Genomic DNA, 12,805 nt, shown 5'->3' with positions numbered 1-12,805 from the left:
GGAGAGCAGGACGGAGGCCCGTCCGATCGGCAGGGTGCGGAAGCGGTCCATCACCCCGGTCTGGAAGTCGCTGTTGAGGCCGGTGCCGACGGCCACCCAGGCCCAGGCCCAGGCTCAGGCCCAGGCTCAGGCCCAGGCCCAGGCCGCTCCCGCACCCGCTCCCACGACCCCGGCAGTGACTGTGGCCAGCCGCTTCGACAGCGTCGGCCACCCGGCCGGCGGTGAACTGCTGCAGTCCGCCGTCATGGGCCCGGACGGGCACCCGCGCAACGTCCGGGTCTGGCTGCCCGCCCAGTACGCCAAGGACCCGAACGCCCGCTTCCCGGTGATCGTGATGCACGCCGCGACCCCGCGGAAGACCGCCGACACCGAGGTCCCGGACGTCTTCGACGGCCTCGGCTCCGCCGTCCAGACCGGGAAGGCCCGCCCGTTCATCCTGGTCGCCCCCGAGGCGCCGTCCGGCACCGCCCACCCCTGCGACCTGGTGGCCGCCGCCCCGCAGGCGGTCGCGGACGACGCCGCGCTGCGCACCGCCATCGCGGCCGCCTTCCGCACCCTGCCGCCCGGCCCGGCCTCCTGGGGCACGCTCGGCGTCGAGGGCGGCGCCCCCTGCGCGGTCGCCGCCGGCCTCGGCCGTCCCGACCTGTACGGCGCTGCGGCCGCGGTCTCCGGCCGGTACGACACCGCGGCGCTCGCGCTGACCGGCGCGGAGGCCCCGGCCACCGCCACCCCGCACCTGCTGCTGGCGGCGGGTAAGACCGACACCGCCGGCCTGGACGCCGCGCGCAGGCTCCAGGCCGCCCTGCGGTCGGGCACCGGCGCGGCCGCCCGGGCCGACGTACGGATCTCCGACAACGCGCAGGACTACACGGCGGAGCGGGTCCGGCTGCGGCTGGTCCGCCAGGCCGTCCAGTACCTGGCCGACACGCTGGCCAAGGCATCCTGAACTCCTGAGCAGCCCACCGGCCCGGGCACTACGCTGCCGGTACCCGGGCCGACCCGGGCGGGCAACCGAGGGGGAGCACATGCAGGGCCAGGAACCGCGTCGGGAGCGCCGGCCGCACCGCGGCGGCCACGGCGGGCCCCGGACGGCGGGCCGGGTGACCGCGGCGGCGGTGCTGGCCGGCGGGCTGCTGCTCGGCGGCTGCACCTCCGGCGGGTCCGCCCCGGGCTCCGGACCGTCCTCGGACCGGGCCCCGTCCGGCACCCCGGCCCCGGCGAGCACCCGGCCGGCCGACCCGTCCGCCGACCCGTCCGCCGATCCACCCGCGAACCCGCCGGCCAACGCTGCGGTGACGCCCCTGCAGCCGCTGCCCGCCGCCGTCCCCGCCGCGCTCGCGCCGTACTACGCGCAGAAGCTCGGCTGGCAGCCCTGCGACACGGGCTTCGAGTGCGCCACCTTCAAGGTGCCGCTGGACTACGAGCACCCCGGCGCGGGCGACCTCACGCTGTCCGCCGCGCGCACCCGGGCCACCGGCACCAGGCTCGGCTCGCTGATGCTCAACCCGGGCGGCCCCGGCGGTTCGGCGGTCGAGTACGTCGAGGCGGTCGCCGGGACGTACGACAGCGGGGTCCGCGCCGCGTACGACCTGGTCGGGCTGGACCCGCGCGGCGTCGGCCGCAGCTCCCCGGTGACCTGCCTGGACGGCGGGCGGATGGACGCGTACACCGCCGTCGACATCACCCCGGACGACCAGGGGGAGGTGGACGCGCTGGTCGCGGCGGACAAGGAGTTCGCCGAGGGCTGCCGGCGCACCGCGGGCGAGCGCCTCGGCCACCTCGGCACCGTCGAGGCGGCCCGCGACCTGGACGTGCTGCGGGCGCTGGTCGGAGACGCGCGGCTCAACTACGTCGGCAAGTCGTACGGCACCTTCCTCGGCGCCACCTACGCGGGCCTCTTCCCCTCGCGGGTCGGCCGGATGGTGCTGGACGGCGCGATGGACCCCTCGCTGGACGCGATCACCGGCAACCGCACCCAGGCCGGCGGCTTCGAGACCGCCTGGGCCGCCTTCGCCGCGGACTGCGTGCGGCGCGACGACTGCCCGATGGGCCGGACCGAGCAGGAGGCCGGCGAGGCGCTCGCCGCGCTGTTCCGGAGCGTCGACGCCGCGCCGCTGTCCACCACCGACCCCGGCCGGCGGCTCTCCGAGGCGCAGGCGACCACCGGCGTGATCCAGGCGATGTACGCCGAGGTGCTGTGGCCCCGGCTGCGGGTGGCGCTCGCCGACGCGCGGGCGGGCGACGGCACCGGGCTGCTCAAGCTCTCCGACGCGTACTACGACCGGGGACCGGACGGCTCGTACCCCAACCTGATGTTCGCCAACATGGCGGTCAACTGCCTGGACCTGCCCGCGTCCTTCACCACACCCGAGGCCGCCCACGCCGCGGTGCCGGACTTCGAGCGGACCTCGCCGCACTTCGGCCGCGACATGGCCTGGATGGCCCTGGCCTGCGCCTACTGGCCGGTCCGGGCCACCGGCGCGCCGCACACCGTCCGCGCGGCCGGCGCCGCCCCGATCGTGGTCGTCGGCACCACCCGGGACCCGGCCACCCCGTACGCCTGGGCGCAGTCGCTGGCCGGACAGCTGGAGTCGGCGCGGCTGCTGACCTACGACGGCGACGGCCACACCGCGTACGGGCGCCGCAACGCCTGCGTGGACGGCGCGGTCAACCGCTACCTGCTCGGCGGCGAGGCGCCCGAGCAGGGCCTGCGCTGCGCGAAGTGATTTCCTCTTCAACGATCAAGCGGTACGACGTTACGATGATGCGCCCCCAACCCCTGCCGAACCACCCCCGGAGCGCACCGTGCTCGGAGTCAACGACCTGGCGACGTACGTCCTCGGCGCCCTGGTGATCATCCTGCTGCCCGGCCCCAACTCGCTGTACGTCCTGTCCGTCGCCGCCCGCAAGGGCGTCCGCACGGGCTACCGCGCCGCCATGGGCGTCTTCGTCGGCGACTTCACCCTGATCAGCCTGACCTCCCTGGGCGCCGCCTCCCTGCTGGAGGCCAACCCCGCGGTCTTCGCCGTGGTGAAGTTCGGCGGCGCGGCCTACCTGCTCTGGATCGGCATCGGCATGCTGCGCGCCGCCCGCCAGCTCTGGCGCGAACGCCACGCGGCCACCGCCCCCGACGCCGCCGAGCCCGAGGCCATCGAGCGGCCGTTCCGCCGCGCCCTGGTGATCAGCCTGCTGAACCCCAAGGCCATCCTCTTCCTGCTCTCCTTCTTCACCCAGTTCGTCGACCCCGGCTACGGCGCCCCGGTGCTCTCCTTCGCCCTGCTCGGCGGCATCCTGCAGGCCTTCAGCCTCCTCTACCTCTCCCTCCTGATCTTCGCCGGCACCACCCTCGCCACCGCCTTCCGCCGCCGCAAGCGCCTCTCCGCCGGCCTCACCAGCGGCGTCGCCGTCCTCTTCGCCGGCTTCGCCGCCAAGCTCGCCGTCTCCTCCGCCTGACCCCCACCCGAATCCCGGTACGGATCAACCCCCGAACCTGTGTAGACTGGCCGCCGTTGCCACTGCACGTGACAACGGCGCCGCCTTAGCTCAGTTGGCCAGAGCAACGCACTCGTAATGCGTAGGTCATGGGTTCGAATCCCATAGGCGGCTCAGCTCATCGGAAGGCCCGGTCAGACTCCTCTGACCGGGCCTTCCGGCGTTAGTGCCCGGGTGTCCGGCGTTCGTGCCGGGGGTCACTGGTCGGGTTGGGTGGGGGCCCAGGTCCTGCCGTTGTGGAAGTAGGCGGGGGCGGTGCGGAGGCCGGCGGTGCGGAAGGGGCGGCCGTGGTCGTCGACGCGGAGGGTGCCCTGGCGGTCGCCGCTGCTCCAGACCAGGTCGAGGTACCAGGTGACGTCCTGGGCCTTGGTGGTGGCGTCGATGTTGATGACCTGGGGGTCGGTGGCGGAGACGCGGTAGGGGAAGTCCGAGGAGACGGGGGCTCCGGTCTTGTCGTCGAGGCCCGGGACGGGGGTGGTGCGGGGGGCCGGTGCGTCGAGGTCCACCGCGAAGGACGCCGGGACGAGGTTGCCGCCGCAGCCGGAGCCCGGGGTGTAGGCGTTCCACTTGGGGGCGGGCCCGGTGCCGACGATGTGGACGTACGCGGTGTGGAGGACGACGGGCGTGGCGGACGTGCCCTGGGCGGTCAGTTGCAGGCGGAGGTGCCCGGCGGGGACGGCCTGCTGGGCGGCGGCCCAGCTGCCGGTCGCGGCGGCGGTGTCGGGCGGCGGGGCCACCTGCCCCGGGGGACGGGGGGACAGGACCCACTGGCCGCAGGGGCTGCTCCAGTTGTCGGCCAGGACGTTGACGTGGAAGGGCGCGGGGCTCTCCTCGGTCGGCGTGGAGGAGGCCGGAGCGGGGGAGGCCGGCGTGGAGGGGGTCGGAGCGGAGGAGACCGGAGTGGAGGAGGGCGTGGCGGTGGACGCCGGGGCCGCCACCGGGGGAGTGGTGGCGGCGGGCCGGGCCGACCGCTCGTGCAGGACGATGAACGGAACGGCGGCGGCCAGGGCGACCGCGGCGGCGGTGCCGATCAGCACGCCGGTCCGCCGTCGGCCGGCGCCGGTCGGGGGCTCCGGCTCTCGTAGCGTCTCCAGGACCTCCGGCTCGGCCTGCGGCTCCGGCTCGGCCTGCGGCTCCGGCTCCGGCTTCCGCGCCGAGGTGCCCGACTCCCGGCGGCGGGCCGCGTCCGCCACGATCCAGCGGCGGTGCAGCTCGACGAGTTCGTCGTCGCGCGCCCCGCACAGTCGGGCGAGCCGCTCCACCGGCGCGTACTCACCGGGAACGGCGGCGCCGTTGCAGTAGCGGTGCAGGGTCGAGGTGCTGACGTGCAGCCGGGTGGCGAGTGCGCCGTAGCTGTGGCCTGAACGTTCCTTCAGTTCCCGCAGCATCCCGGCGAACTCGTCGGTCTCCACACCCATGCCTGACTCCGTACCGTGCCCAGGCCCGGCTTTCCGCCGGGTCCGCCGTTCACGGTACCGGTCGCCGCGCCGGGGCCGGCCGGTGGCCGTACCCGCGGTCAGGACGGCTGGTCGGCGGTGGCCGTGGACGCGGCCGCCTCCACGGTGCTCGCCCGGTACAGGCCCAGCTTCGGCTTGAGGACCTTCGCGTCGGGGCCGAGCGGAACGTTGCGGGTCTCCGCGGTGGGCATGTGGTCGCCGTCGACCAGTACGTTCAGCTGGTCGATCCCGGGGACGGTGCCGGTGGCCGCGCCGCCCGGGTTGAGGTCGATCACCGCGTACGCAGTCCGTCCGGACGCGAGCGGGTAGGCGGGGGCGCCGCCGAGGCCCCCGGGGACCAGCGGCCTGACATCCTTGCTCCGGTCCGCGGAGCCGGCGGCGCCCAGGCTGACCAGCGGGTAGTAGCTCAGGCCGCAGGCCTTCGGGCCCTGGTTGCGCACCTCGATCACCCGCTGGGTGGGCGCCTGGGGGCGGGTGGTCACCCGGAGCGACAGGTTCCCGGTTTCGCACGGGTGGGTGTAGGCGTAGGCGTCGCCGTCGGAGCCGCCGGCGCCGGCAGGGGTTCCGGAGCCCCCGGCGCCGCTGCCCCGCGAGGCGCCTGTTGCGGCGGTGCCGCCGGGCGGGAGCGCCGCACCCGGGGCCGCCGCGCCCGTCCCTGTCGCACCCGGAGCCGCCGCACCCGGGGCCGGCGCGGCCGGGGAGGTCGCGGCGTGCGTCGCCGGCCGCGGATCGGGGACCACGTCGGCGGGTCCGCAGGCGGTCACGGCGAGGACGGCGCCGGCGAAGGCGGCAGTGGCGAACAGTGCACGACGAATGGACATGGCGGATCCCCGTGAGAGTGAAGGAAGGAGGCGAGTAGGCGTTCGGCGCCATCGACGGCGCCCCGCTGAGCAGCACTCTGGCCCGCCGTTCGTCCCGCCCGCCAGAGCTGTCCGCCGATCCGGCACGTTGGAACGGTTCCACTCCTCTGACCTGCGGTTTCGCGCGAGCCTGGAACGGCTCGGCGGGACGGGCCGGGGTGCCCGGACCTCGCCGGAGAGTCGCCGGGCAGCTCGGGCGGCAAGGAGTCGCGGCCGGGGACTGGATATTGGATAGTTCCGCGTTCTATTATGGGTAGTGCCACTCGCTGCTTTCTATGTAAGGAGGGGGTCGTCGTGCCCACCCTGCCCTGGACGGTGCCCAACCCGGCTGTGCCGGGGAGTCGGGCGATTGTGATGGCGTCGCGCTTCGAGGTGCGGTCGCTGCGTGATGTGCCGCGGTTCTTCCGGAGGTCGACCGCGGCCTGGCAGCAGGTGCGGACGGCACCGGGCGCGCTCGGGGCGTCGCTGGTGGCGCGGCCGCTGCGGCGGGAGTTCCTGACGCTGTCGGCGTGGGAGAGCCGGGAGGCGCTGTACGCCTACGCGCGGGCCGAGCCGCACCGGGGGCTGATGAAGGAGCTGAGGGAGACCATGCGGGCGTCCGTCTTCACCTACTGGGAGGTCCCGGTCGAGCAGTTGCCGATCGGGTGGGACGAGGCCGAGCGGCGGATCGCCGAGGAGAGCGGGAAGCAGGCGGCGCAGCGGAAGGAGGGCTCGCGATGAGCGCGGTGCGCGAGGCGGCGCCGCCGGCGGTCGCCGGGGACGGGGCGCGGCGGGTGCCGCTCTGGCTGACCGTCCTCGCCTGCAGCGTGCCGATGTTCATGGTGGCGCTGGACAACCTGGTCGTCTCCACGGCGCTGCGCACGCTCGCCGTGGACCTGGGGGCGTCCACCACGGACCTGCAGTGGTTCGTCAACGCCTATGTGCTGTCCTTCGCCTGCCTGTTGCTGACCGGGGCCGCGCTCGGTGACCGGTTCGGCCGGCGGCGGGTGTTCGTGCTGGGGATCGTGGTGTTCACGGTGGCCTCGGTCGGCTGCGGGCTGGCCGACTCCACCGGCGGGCTGATCCTCGCCCGGACGGTGCAGGGCTTCGGGGCGGCCGCGGTGATGCCGCTGTCGCTGACCCTGCTGGCGGCGGCGGTGCCCGAACGCAAACGGAGCCTGGCGCTCGGGCTCTGGTCGGCGATCAGCGGGCTCGCGGTGGCCTTCGGCCCGGTGGTCGGCGGTGCGGTGGTGGACGGGCTGGCCTGGCAGTGGATCTTCTGGGTCAACGTGCCGGTGGGCGTGATCGCCGTACCGCTGGTGCTGCGGGTGCTGGACGAGAGCCGGATCGACCGGACCCGGCTCGACCTGCCGGGCATGCTGCTGGCGACCGGGGGCCTGGTCGCGCTGGTCTGGGGGATCGTCAACGGCGAGTCCGACGGCTGGGCCTCCGGCCGGGTGCTGGCCGTGTTCGCCGCCGCCGTGGTGCTGCTGACGGCGTTCGTGCTCTGGGAGCGCCGGGCGCCGAGCCCGCTGCTGCCGCTGTCGGTGTACCGGATCCGCGCCTTCGTCCTCACCAACATCACCTCGGCGGCCATGTACTTCGGGGTGTTCGGCGCGATCTTCCTGCTCTCCCAGTACCTGCAGGTCGCCCCGGTGCGCACCCCGTTGCACGCCGGTGTGCTGACCCTGGCGTGGACGCTGATGCCGATGGTGATCGCGCCGGTGGCGGGGGCGCTCACCGACCGGGTCGGCGGCGGGCGGCTGATCGCGCTGGGGCTGTTCCTCCAGGCCGTCGCGCTGGCCTGGATCGACCTGGTGGCCACCACCGACACCCCGTACGGGCGGATGGTGGGTGCCATGGTGCTCGGCGGGGCCGGGATGGGGCTGGCCTTCGCGCCGACCGCGGCGGTGGTGCTGGGTTCGGTGCGGCCGGAGTTCCAGGGCAAGGCCTCGGGGGCCAACACCACCGTCCGGGAGATCGGCGGGGCGCTGGGGATCGCGGTGCTCGGCACGGTCTTCGCCGACTACGGGGACGACCGCAGCGCCCAGGGCTTCGTGGACGGGCTCCAGCCGGCGGTCTGGGTCGGGGCGGCGGTGGTGCTGCTGGGCGCGCTCTGCGCGCTGGCCATCCCCAACCGGACCGATCGCGGCGGGAGCTGACGGAGGAACGGGGCGAGGGGGAGCGGGAGCGCCGTCCGGGGGACGGCGCTCCCGTTTCCGCCACGTGCGGGGGTGACGCGAGGTGATCAGTCGTCGTCGAGGCCACCGGCGTCGCCGGCGTCGCTGCCGTCCGGGGTGCCGCTGATCGCGTACCCCTGGCGGCGCGCCTCGTAGCAGGCGACGGTGGCGGCGGCGGACACGTTGAGCGAGCCGACCCGGCCCAGCTGGGGGACGAAGGCGACCGAGTCGCAGAGCGCGAGGCCCTCGGGCGTCACGCCGCGGTCCTCGTGGCCGAGGACGAAGGCGACCGCCGGGGTCAGCGGGGCGGCGAACAGGGGCACCGCCTCGTCGGCGAGCTCCAGGCCGACGACCTTGAAGCCGTCCGCCTTCGCCGAGGCCACCGCGTCGGCGATGGTCGGGAAGTGCTCGACCTTCAGGTACTTGTCGGTGCCCATCGCGGCCTTCTGCGCGCCGGACGAGCGCACCGACGGGGTGTCACCGGTCAGGTACAGCTTCTCGGCGCCCATGGCGGCGGCGGTCCGGACGATCGAGCCGACGTTGAACGGCGACTGCAGGTTCTCCACGATCATCGCGAGCCGGAACTCGTTGCTGCGCCGCCACTGGCGGTGCAGGCGCTTCAGATCGGTCCCGCGGAGCTGCTTCACGACTTCCCTCGTCCATCCTCGGGGCCCGCGCCCTCCTGGCGGGGCCGCGCTTCCAGAATCCGGAACCCGTTGACCGACGTGAGCCGGGTCGTCGGGTAGCCCTGCTCGTTCAGCCACTTCTGGAGCGAGTCCGAACCAAGGTTGCGCTGGACGACCAGGAACGCCGAGCCGTCCGGGGTGAGCCGGCCCAGCCACTGGTGCAGCAGCCGGCGCAACGCGGCCTTGCCGATCCGGATCGGCGGGTTGGAGTAGATCGCGGTGAACCGCAGGTCCTCGGGCACGTCCTCGGGCAGGGCCGGGTGCACGTTGCCGAGCCCCTGGGCCTCGGCGTTGAGCGTGACCAGCTCCAGGGCGCGGGTGTTGACGTCCACCGCCCAGACCGGCAGGCGCCGGCGGCGGCTCGCCCAGGTCAGCGCGATCGGGCCGTAGCCGCAGCCGACGTCCAGGATCGGGCCGCGGACGCGGGGCGGCGGCGCGTGCTCCAGCAGGATCCGGGTGCCCGGGTCGAGCCGGCTGCGGGAGAACACCCCGGTGTCGGTGGTGAGCTCCAGGGTGAGGTCCGGCAGGTTCACGGTGATCGGGCGGCGTTCGCTGGCGACCTCGGGTGCACCGCTGAAGTAGTGCGAGCCGGACATGATTTCCCCGTCGTTCGTAAGGGCCTCGGGGCCACCGGGTGGGTGTGGGTAAGCCCTGCTGGTACGGCACCGATCGTACCCCCGGTGGCCCGCGGCCCCGGCATCCGAGCGGGCGGACGCCGGGGCCGGGCGGCGGCCCGAGCGGACGGGCGGGCGCGACCTGAGCGGACGGGCGGGCGGGCGCTCAGAGGGTGCCGGGCGTCTTGCGGGTGGCGACGTTGATCCGGTTCCAGGCGTTGATGGTGAAGCAGAGCGAGATCAGCTGGGCCAGCTCGGCGTCCTCGAAGTGGGCGGCGGCCCGCGCGTACACCTCGTCGGAGACGCCGCCGCTGATCCGGGTGATCTCCTCGGCCAGTGCGAGGGCGGCCCGCTCGCGCTCGGAGTAGACGCCGGCCGGGGCCTCGTGCCAGACCGGCAGCAGGTAGATCCGCTCGTCGTTCTCGCCGGCCTTGCGGGCGTCCTTGACGTGCATGTCCAGGCAGTACGCGCAGCCGTTCAGCTGGGAGGAACGGATCTGCACCAGCTCGACCAGGGCGGGGTCGAGGCCCTCGCGGGCGGCGGCGTCCAGGGCGATCATCGCGCGGAAGGCCTTGGGGGCGGTGCGGGCGTAGTCGAGGCGGGCGGGGCGAGGGGTGGTGGTCTCGTTCGTCATGGCTCCGACTCTAGGGGCGCAATGAACCCCGGATGTGGTGCATTCACGAGCATGATTCGTGGGTCAATCCGGGACGCGCCGACGCCGTCCGGAGGGCCGCGGCAACACGCCGACGCCGGGGTGACGCATCGCGTCGCGGCGTCGCGCGGCGGATACTTCCAGTACCACCAGGGCCCGTGGGAGCCTCCGAGCAGCGAGGACGGATGCCATGCCGCAGGATCACGAGGATTATCTGGTCGAGGTCGTCGAGGACGTCGAGCCGGACGACAAGACCCCCGAGGAGGACGAGTACGACGAGCTGGCCGAGCGCCGCGCCCTCGGCGCCGACCCGGCCACCGAGGTCGCGGACGCCGCGGAGCAGACCCGGACGGTCCCGCTCGACGAGGACGAGTACCGCGAGTAGCGGCGAGGTCCGTCACGGCGGCCGCGGGCCGGGCCGGGACCACGGACGCGCTACAGCGCCCCGCGCCGCTGCAGCCAGGTGAACGACGCCCAGCCCGGCAGCACCGGCAGCAGCAGGGTCAGCAGCCGGTACAGCACCACGGTGGCCGCCGCGCCGGCCGGGTCCATCGAGGCGGTCTGGGTGAGCAGCCCGGCCAGGGCGCCGTCCACCGCGCCCACCCCGCCGGGGGTCGGTGCCGCGTTGCCGATCGCGTTGCCGATCAGGAAGACCACCGCCACCGAGGCGAAGGCCGGTTCGCGTCCGATCGCGCGGGCGCAGCAGTAGAGGCAGGCGACCAGGCAGAGCGAGACCAGCAGCTGCCCGGCGACGCCGACCGCCAGCCGGCCGGGGTTGCGCAGCAGGTCGACCAGCCGGGGCAGGACCTCCGAGGTCAGCGGCCGCAGCCGGGTGGCCAGCCACTGCCGGGCCCGCGGGACGACCGCGACCAGCGCCAGCAGCAGTCCGGCCGCCGCGAGGCCGCCGACCACCGCCTGGAGCGCCTTCAGCTCGGAGTCGGAACCCGTGTCGGCGGCCTGCGCGCCGCCGGTGTCCTGGCCGAGCAGGTAGACGAAGGCACCCAGCTGGAGCAGGTGCAGCACCAGTCCCAGCAGCTGCCCGACGCCGACGCTGGAGAGCGCCTGGGCGGTCGGGATGCCGGAGCGCTGGAGGAACCGGGTGTTCAGCGCGACGCCGCCGACCCCGCCCGGCGAGACCAGCTTCACGAAGGAGCCGGCGACCTGGGTCAGCACCGCGTTGCGGAAGTCCAGCCGCTCGGGGACGAAGCCGACGAAGCCCATCGCCGCCGCGAGGTGGCTGAGCGAGGCGGCCAGCAGGGCCACCGCCAGCCAGACCGGGTCGGCGTCCGCCAGGGTGGCGATCGGGTTGTTGTCGGCGGCGAAGAACTGCGGCAGCAGCAGGCCGGCGGCCACCGCGCCGCCGCCCACCGCGAACAGCATCCGGGGCCGCAGCCGCTCCAGCTTCACCAGCTGGGAGGGGGCCTGCGGCTGGGTGCGCAGCACCTCGGCGCGGATGTCGTCCAGCAGGCCGACCGGGCTCCCGCCGGGGCCGGCCGCCTTCTTCAGCGCCGCCCGGGTGCCGCGGGCCAGCGCGATGGGCTGCAGCAGCGGCAGGGCCGCGCCGACCGCGTCCGCGCCCAGCACCTCCACGGCGCTGCGCACCGCGCGTTCGGCGCCGACCCGCAGTGCGAGGGTGGCCAGCAGCTGGGCGATGTCGCAGCGCAGCACCAGTTCGCTCGCCGCGATGTCGCCGTCCGCGAGGTCGACCAGGTGGACGGCGCCGGCCGCGTCGACCAGCACCGAGCCGGGGACGAGCGCGCGGTGGGCGATCTCCCGCCGCTGGAGCCGGGCGAGCTGGGTCCAGGCGTCGGTGAGCAGCTCGTCGGTCAGCTCCTCGTCGGCGAGCTCGTCCAGCGCCCGGCCGGGCAGGTGCTGGTAGGCGACCAGGGCGGTGTCCGGGGCCAGCTGGACGGTGGCGGCGATCCGGCGGGTGCGCACCCCGGCGGCCAGCGCCGCGTACGAGACCAGGGCCTCGTGCTCCAGGCCGGTGCGCAGGGAGCGCAGGGCACGCGGGTGCGGGGCGGTGCGCAGCCGCAGCCGGCGCCAGGCGCGCTGGAAGAGCCGCGCGGTGAGCGCCTGCACGTCGAGCAGCTGGACGTCCAGGTCGGGGCGGCCGTCGTCCTGGCGGACCAGGTAGCGGTCGGGGGTGAGCGCCATGACCTCGGCCGGGCGCAGGCCCGCGCCGCGCAGGCTGCGCAGCAGCTGTTCGGGCCGGGGCCGCGGGTCGGGGGTGCCGACGGCGTAGCGGGTGCCGTGCGCGACGGTCCAGCCGATCAGCAGCGCGAGCACCAGGGCGAACGGGGTGGCGTACCCGCTGGCGAGGCCGGCCAGTGCGGAGAGGGTGAGGGCGGTCCGGGGCAGCCGGCGTTCGCGGGCGCCGGAGGCGGTCATGAAGGCCAGCACCGGGGCCAGGTAGCCGTAGACCGGTTCGGTGGGCTGGGCGCCGGCCCACGGCACGCGGGTGAGCGCGGTGGCCAGCGGGACGGGGGCCGGGCCGGCGATCCACAGGTCGAGGGCGATCGAGACCCCGTACGCGAGGACGGCGGCCAGCAGGCCGTCCGAGAGGTGCGGCACGGCGCGCCGGCGGTCGGGGGCGAGCAGCCGGCGCCCCGCCGACCAGGCGGGCACCAGCAGCAGGACGGCGGTGGTGGTGGCGGCCGCGAAGGTGGCGACCGGGCGGGGCACCAGCCCGGCGATCTGCGCGAGGTCGGCGTCGATGCCGACGGCGGTGGCCTGGGCGTGGTCCGCGAGCAGCAGGGTCAGCGTGACGGCGGTCAGGCCCAGCAGCAGCCGGATCAGCGCCACCGGCTGGCGCAGCCGGCTGCCGGGGGCGGCGTTCCCGGCCGGGCCGGGCGGTGCGGGGGGCTCCGCGGGGGCGGCGGGCG

The 12,805-nt window shown here is 75.1% G+C and carries 12 protein-coding genes, 1 tRNA gene and 1 pseudogene; 7 read left to right on the top strand and 7 right to left on the bottom strand.

The window, feature by feature from the left end; translation table 11 throughout:
• Positions 1-96, bottom strand: a pseudogene (locus tag ACWEQL_RS36120) (ABC transporter permease); the annotation flags it as partial.
• Positions 97-175: 79 nt separating this feature from the next.
• On the opposite strand from ACWEQL_RS36120, the gene ACWEQL_RS36115 reads away from it, so the two are divergent.
• From ACWEQL_RS36115 to ACWEQL_RS36100, 4 genes are all read left to right on the top strand, one after another.
• Positions 176-946, top strand: a complete 771-nt coding sequence (locus tag ACWEQL_RS36115) for a hypothetical protein (RefSeq protein WP_452154727.1) — start codon at positions 176-178, stop codon at positions 944-946.
• Between the two features lie 79 nt (positions 947-1,025).
• Positions 1,026-2,726, top strand: coding sequence for an alpha/beta hydrolase (locus tag ACWEQL_RS36110; RefSeq protein WP_452154725.1), 1,701 nt, complete (start codon positions 1,026-1,028; stop codon positions 2,724-2,726).
• A 79-nt stretch (positions 2,727-2,805) separates the two neighbouring features.
• Entirely contained in the window at positions 2,806-3,453 is a 648-nt protein-coding gene (leuE, locus tag ACWEQL_RS36105) for a leucine efflux protein LeuE (protein ID WP_452154723.1), read from the top strand.
• A gap of 79 nt (positions 3,454-3,532) precedes the next feature.
• A tRNA-Thr gene (locus ACWEQL_RS36100) sits at positions 3,533-3,606 on the top strand.
• An 83-nt stretch (positions 3,607-3,689) separates the two neighbouring features.
• Here ACWEQL_RS36100 and ACWEQL_RS36095 read toward each other — a convergent pair.
• The gene (locus ACWEQL_RS36095; RefSeq protein ID WP_452154721.1) at positions 3,690-4,910 is read right to left on the bottom strand and encodes a helix-turn-helix domain-containing protein; all 1,221 of its coding nucleotides are present in this window, start codon (positions 4,908-4,910) and stop codon (positions 3,690-3,692) included.
• A 98-nt stretch (positions 4,911-5,008) separates the two neighbouring features.
• Positions 5,009-5,770: a DUF4232 domain-containing protein gene (locus tag ACWEQL_RS36090; RefSeq protein WP_452154719.1), complete on the bottom strand. Its 762-nt coding sequence runs from the start codon at positions 5,768-5,770 to the stop codon at positions 5,009-5,011.
• Positions 5,771-6,103: 333 nt separating this feature from the next.
• Here ACWEQL_RS36090 and ACWEQL_RS36085 point away from each other — a divergent pair, with 333 nt between their 5' ends.
• Positions 6,104-6,529: a DUF3291 domain-containing protein gene (locus ACWEQL_RS36085; RefSeq protein ID WP_452154717.1), complete on the top strand. Its 426-nt coding sequence runs from the start codon at positions 6,104-6,106 to the stop codon at positions 6,527-6,529.
• Positions 6,526-7,950, top strand: a complete 1,425-nt coding sequence (locus tag ACWEQL_RS36080; RefSeq protein ID WP_452154715.1) for an MFS transporter — start codon at positions 6,526-6,528, stop codon at positions 7,948-7,950. The genes ACWEQL_RS36085 and ACWEQL_RS36080 overlap by 4 nt, the downstream gene beginning before the upstream one ends.
• A gap of 86 nt (positions 7,951-8,036) precedes the next feature.
• On the opposite strand, the gene ACWEQL_RS36075 is transcribed toward ACWEQL_RS36080, so the two are convergent.
• The 3 genes from ACWEQL_RS36075 to ACWEQL_RS36065 all read right to left on the bottom strand — a co-directional run bounded on the left by ACWEQL_RS36075 (position 8,037) and on the right by ACWEQL_RS36065 (position 9,902).
• Entirely contained in the window at positions 8,037-8,615 is a 579-nt protein-coding gene (locus ACWEQL_RS36075) for a TrmH family RNA methyltransferase (protein WP_452154713.1), read from the bottom strand.
• Positions 8,612-9,250, bottom strand: a complete 639-nt coding sequence (locus ACWEQL_RS36070; protein ID WP_452154711.1) for a class I SAM-dependent methyltransferase — start codon at positions 9,248-9,250, stop codon at positions 8,612-8,614. Before ACWEQL_RS36070 ends, ACWEQL_RS36075 begins: the two co-directional genes overlap by 4 nt.
• A gap of 184 nt (positions 9,251-9,434) precedes the next feature.
• Entirely contained in the window at positions 9,435-9,902 is a 468-nt protein-coding gene (locus tag ACWEQL_RS36065; protein WP_452154709.1) for a carboxymuconolactone decarboxylase family protein, read from the bottom strand.
• 208 nt (positions 9,903-10,110) lie between these two features.
• Here ACWEQL_RS36065 and ACWEQL_RS36060 point away from each other — a divergent pair, with 208 nt between their 5' ends.
• Complete coding sequence (locus tag ACWEQL_RS36060; RefSeq protein ID WP_452154707.1) at positions 10,111-10,305, top strand: hypothetical protein; 195 nt, start codon at positions 10,111-10,113, stop codon at positions 10,303-10,305.
• A 50-nt stretch (positions 10,306-10,355) separates the two neighbouring features.
• Here ACWEQL_RS36060 and ACWEQL_RS36055 read toward each other — a convergent pair.
• A partial coding sequence (locus tag ACWEQL_RS36055) for a lysylphosphatidylglycerol synthase domain-containing protein (RefSeq protein ID WP_452154705.1) occupies positions 10,356-12,805 on the bottom strand: 2,450 nt, incomplete at its 5' end.

Source organism: Kitasatospora sp. NPDC004240, from assembly GCF_053603215.1.
Note: the sequence above shows the minus strand (reverse complement) of the source record. Positions and strands in the feature narration are given on the sequence as shown.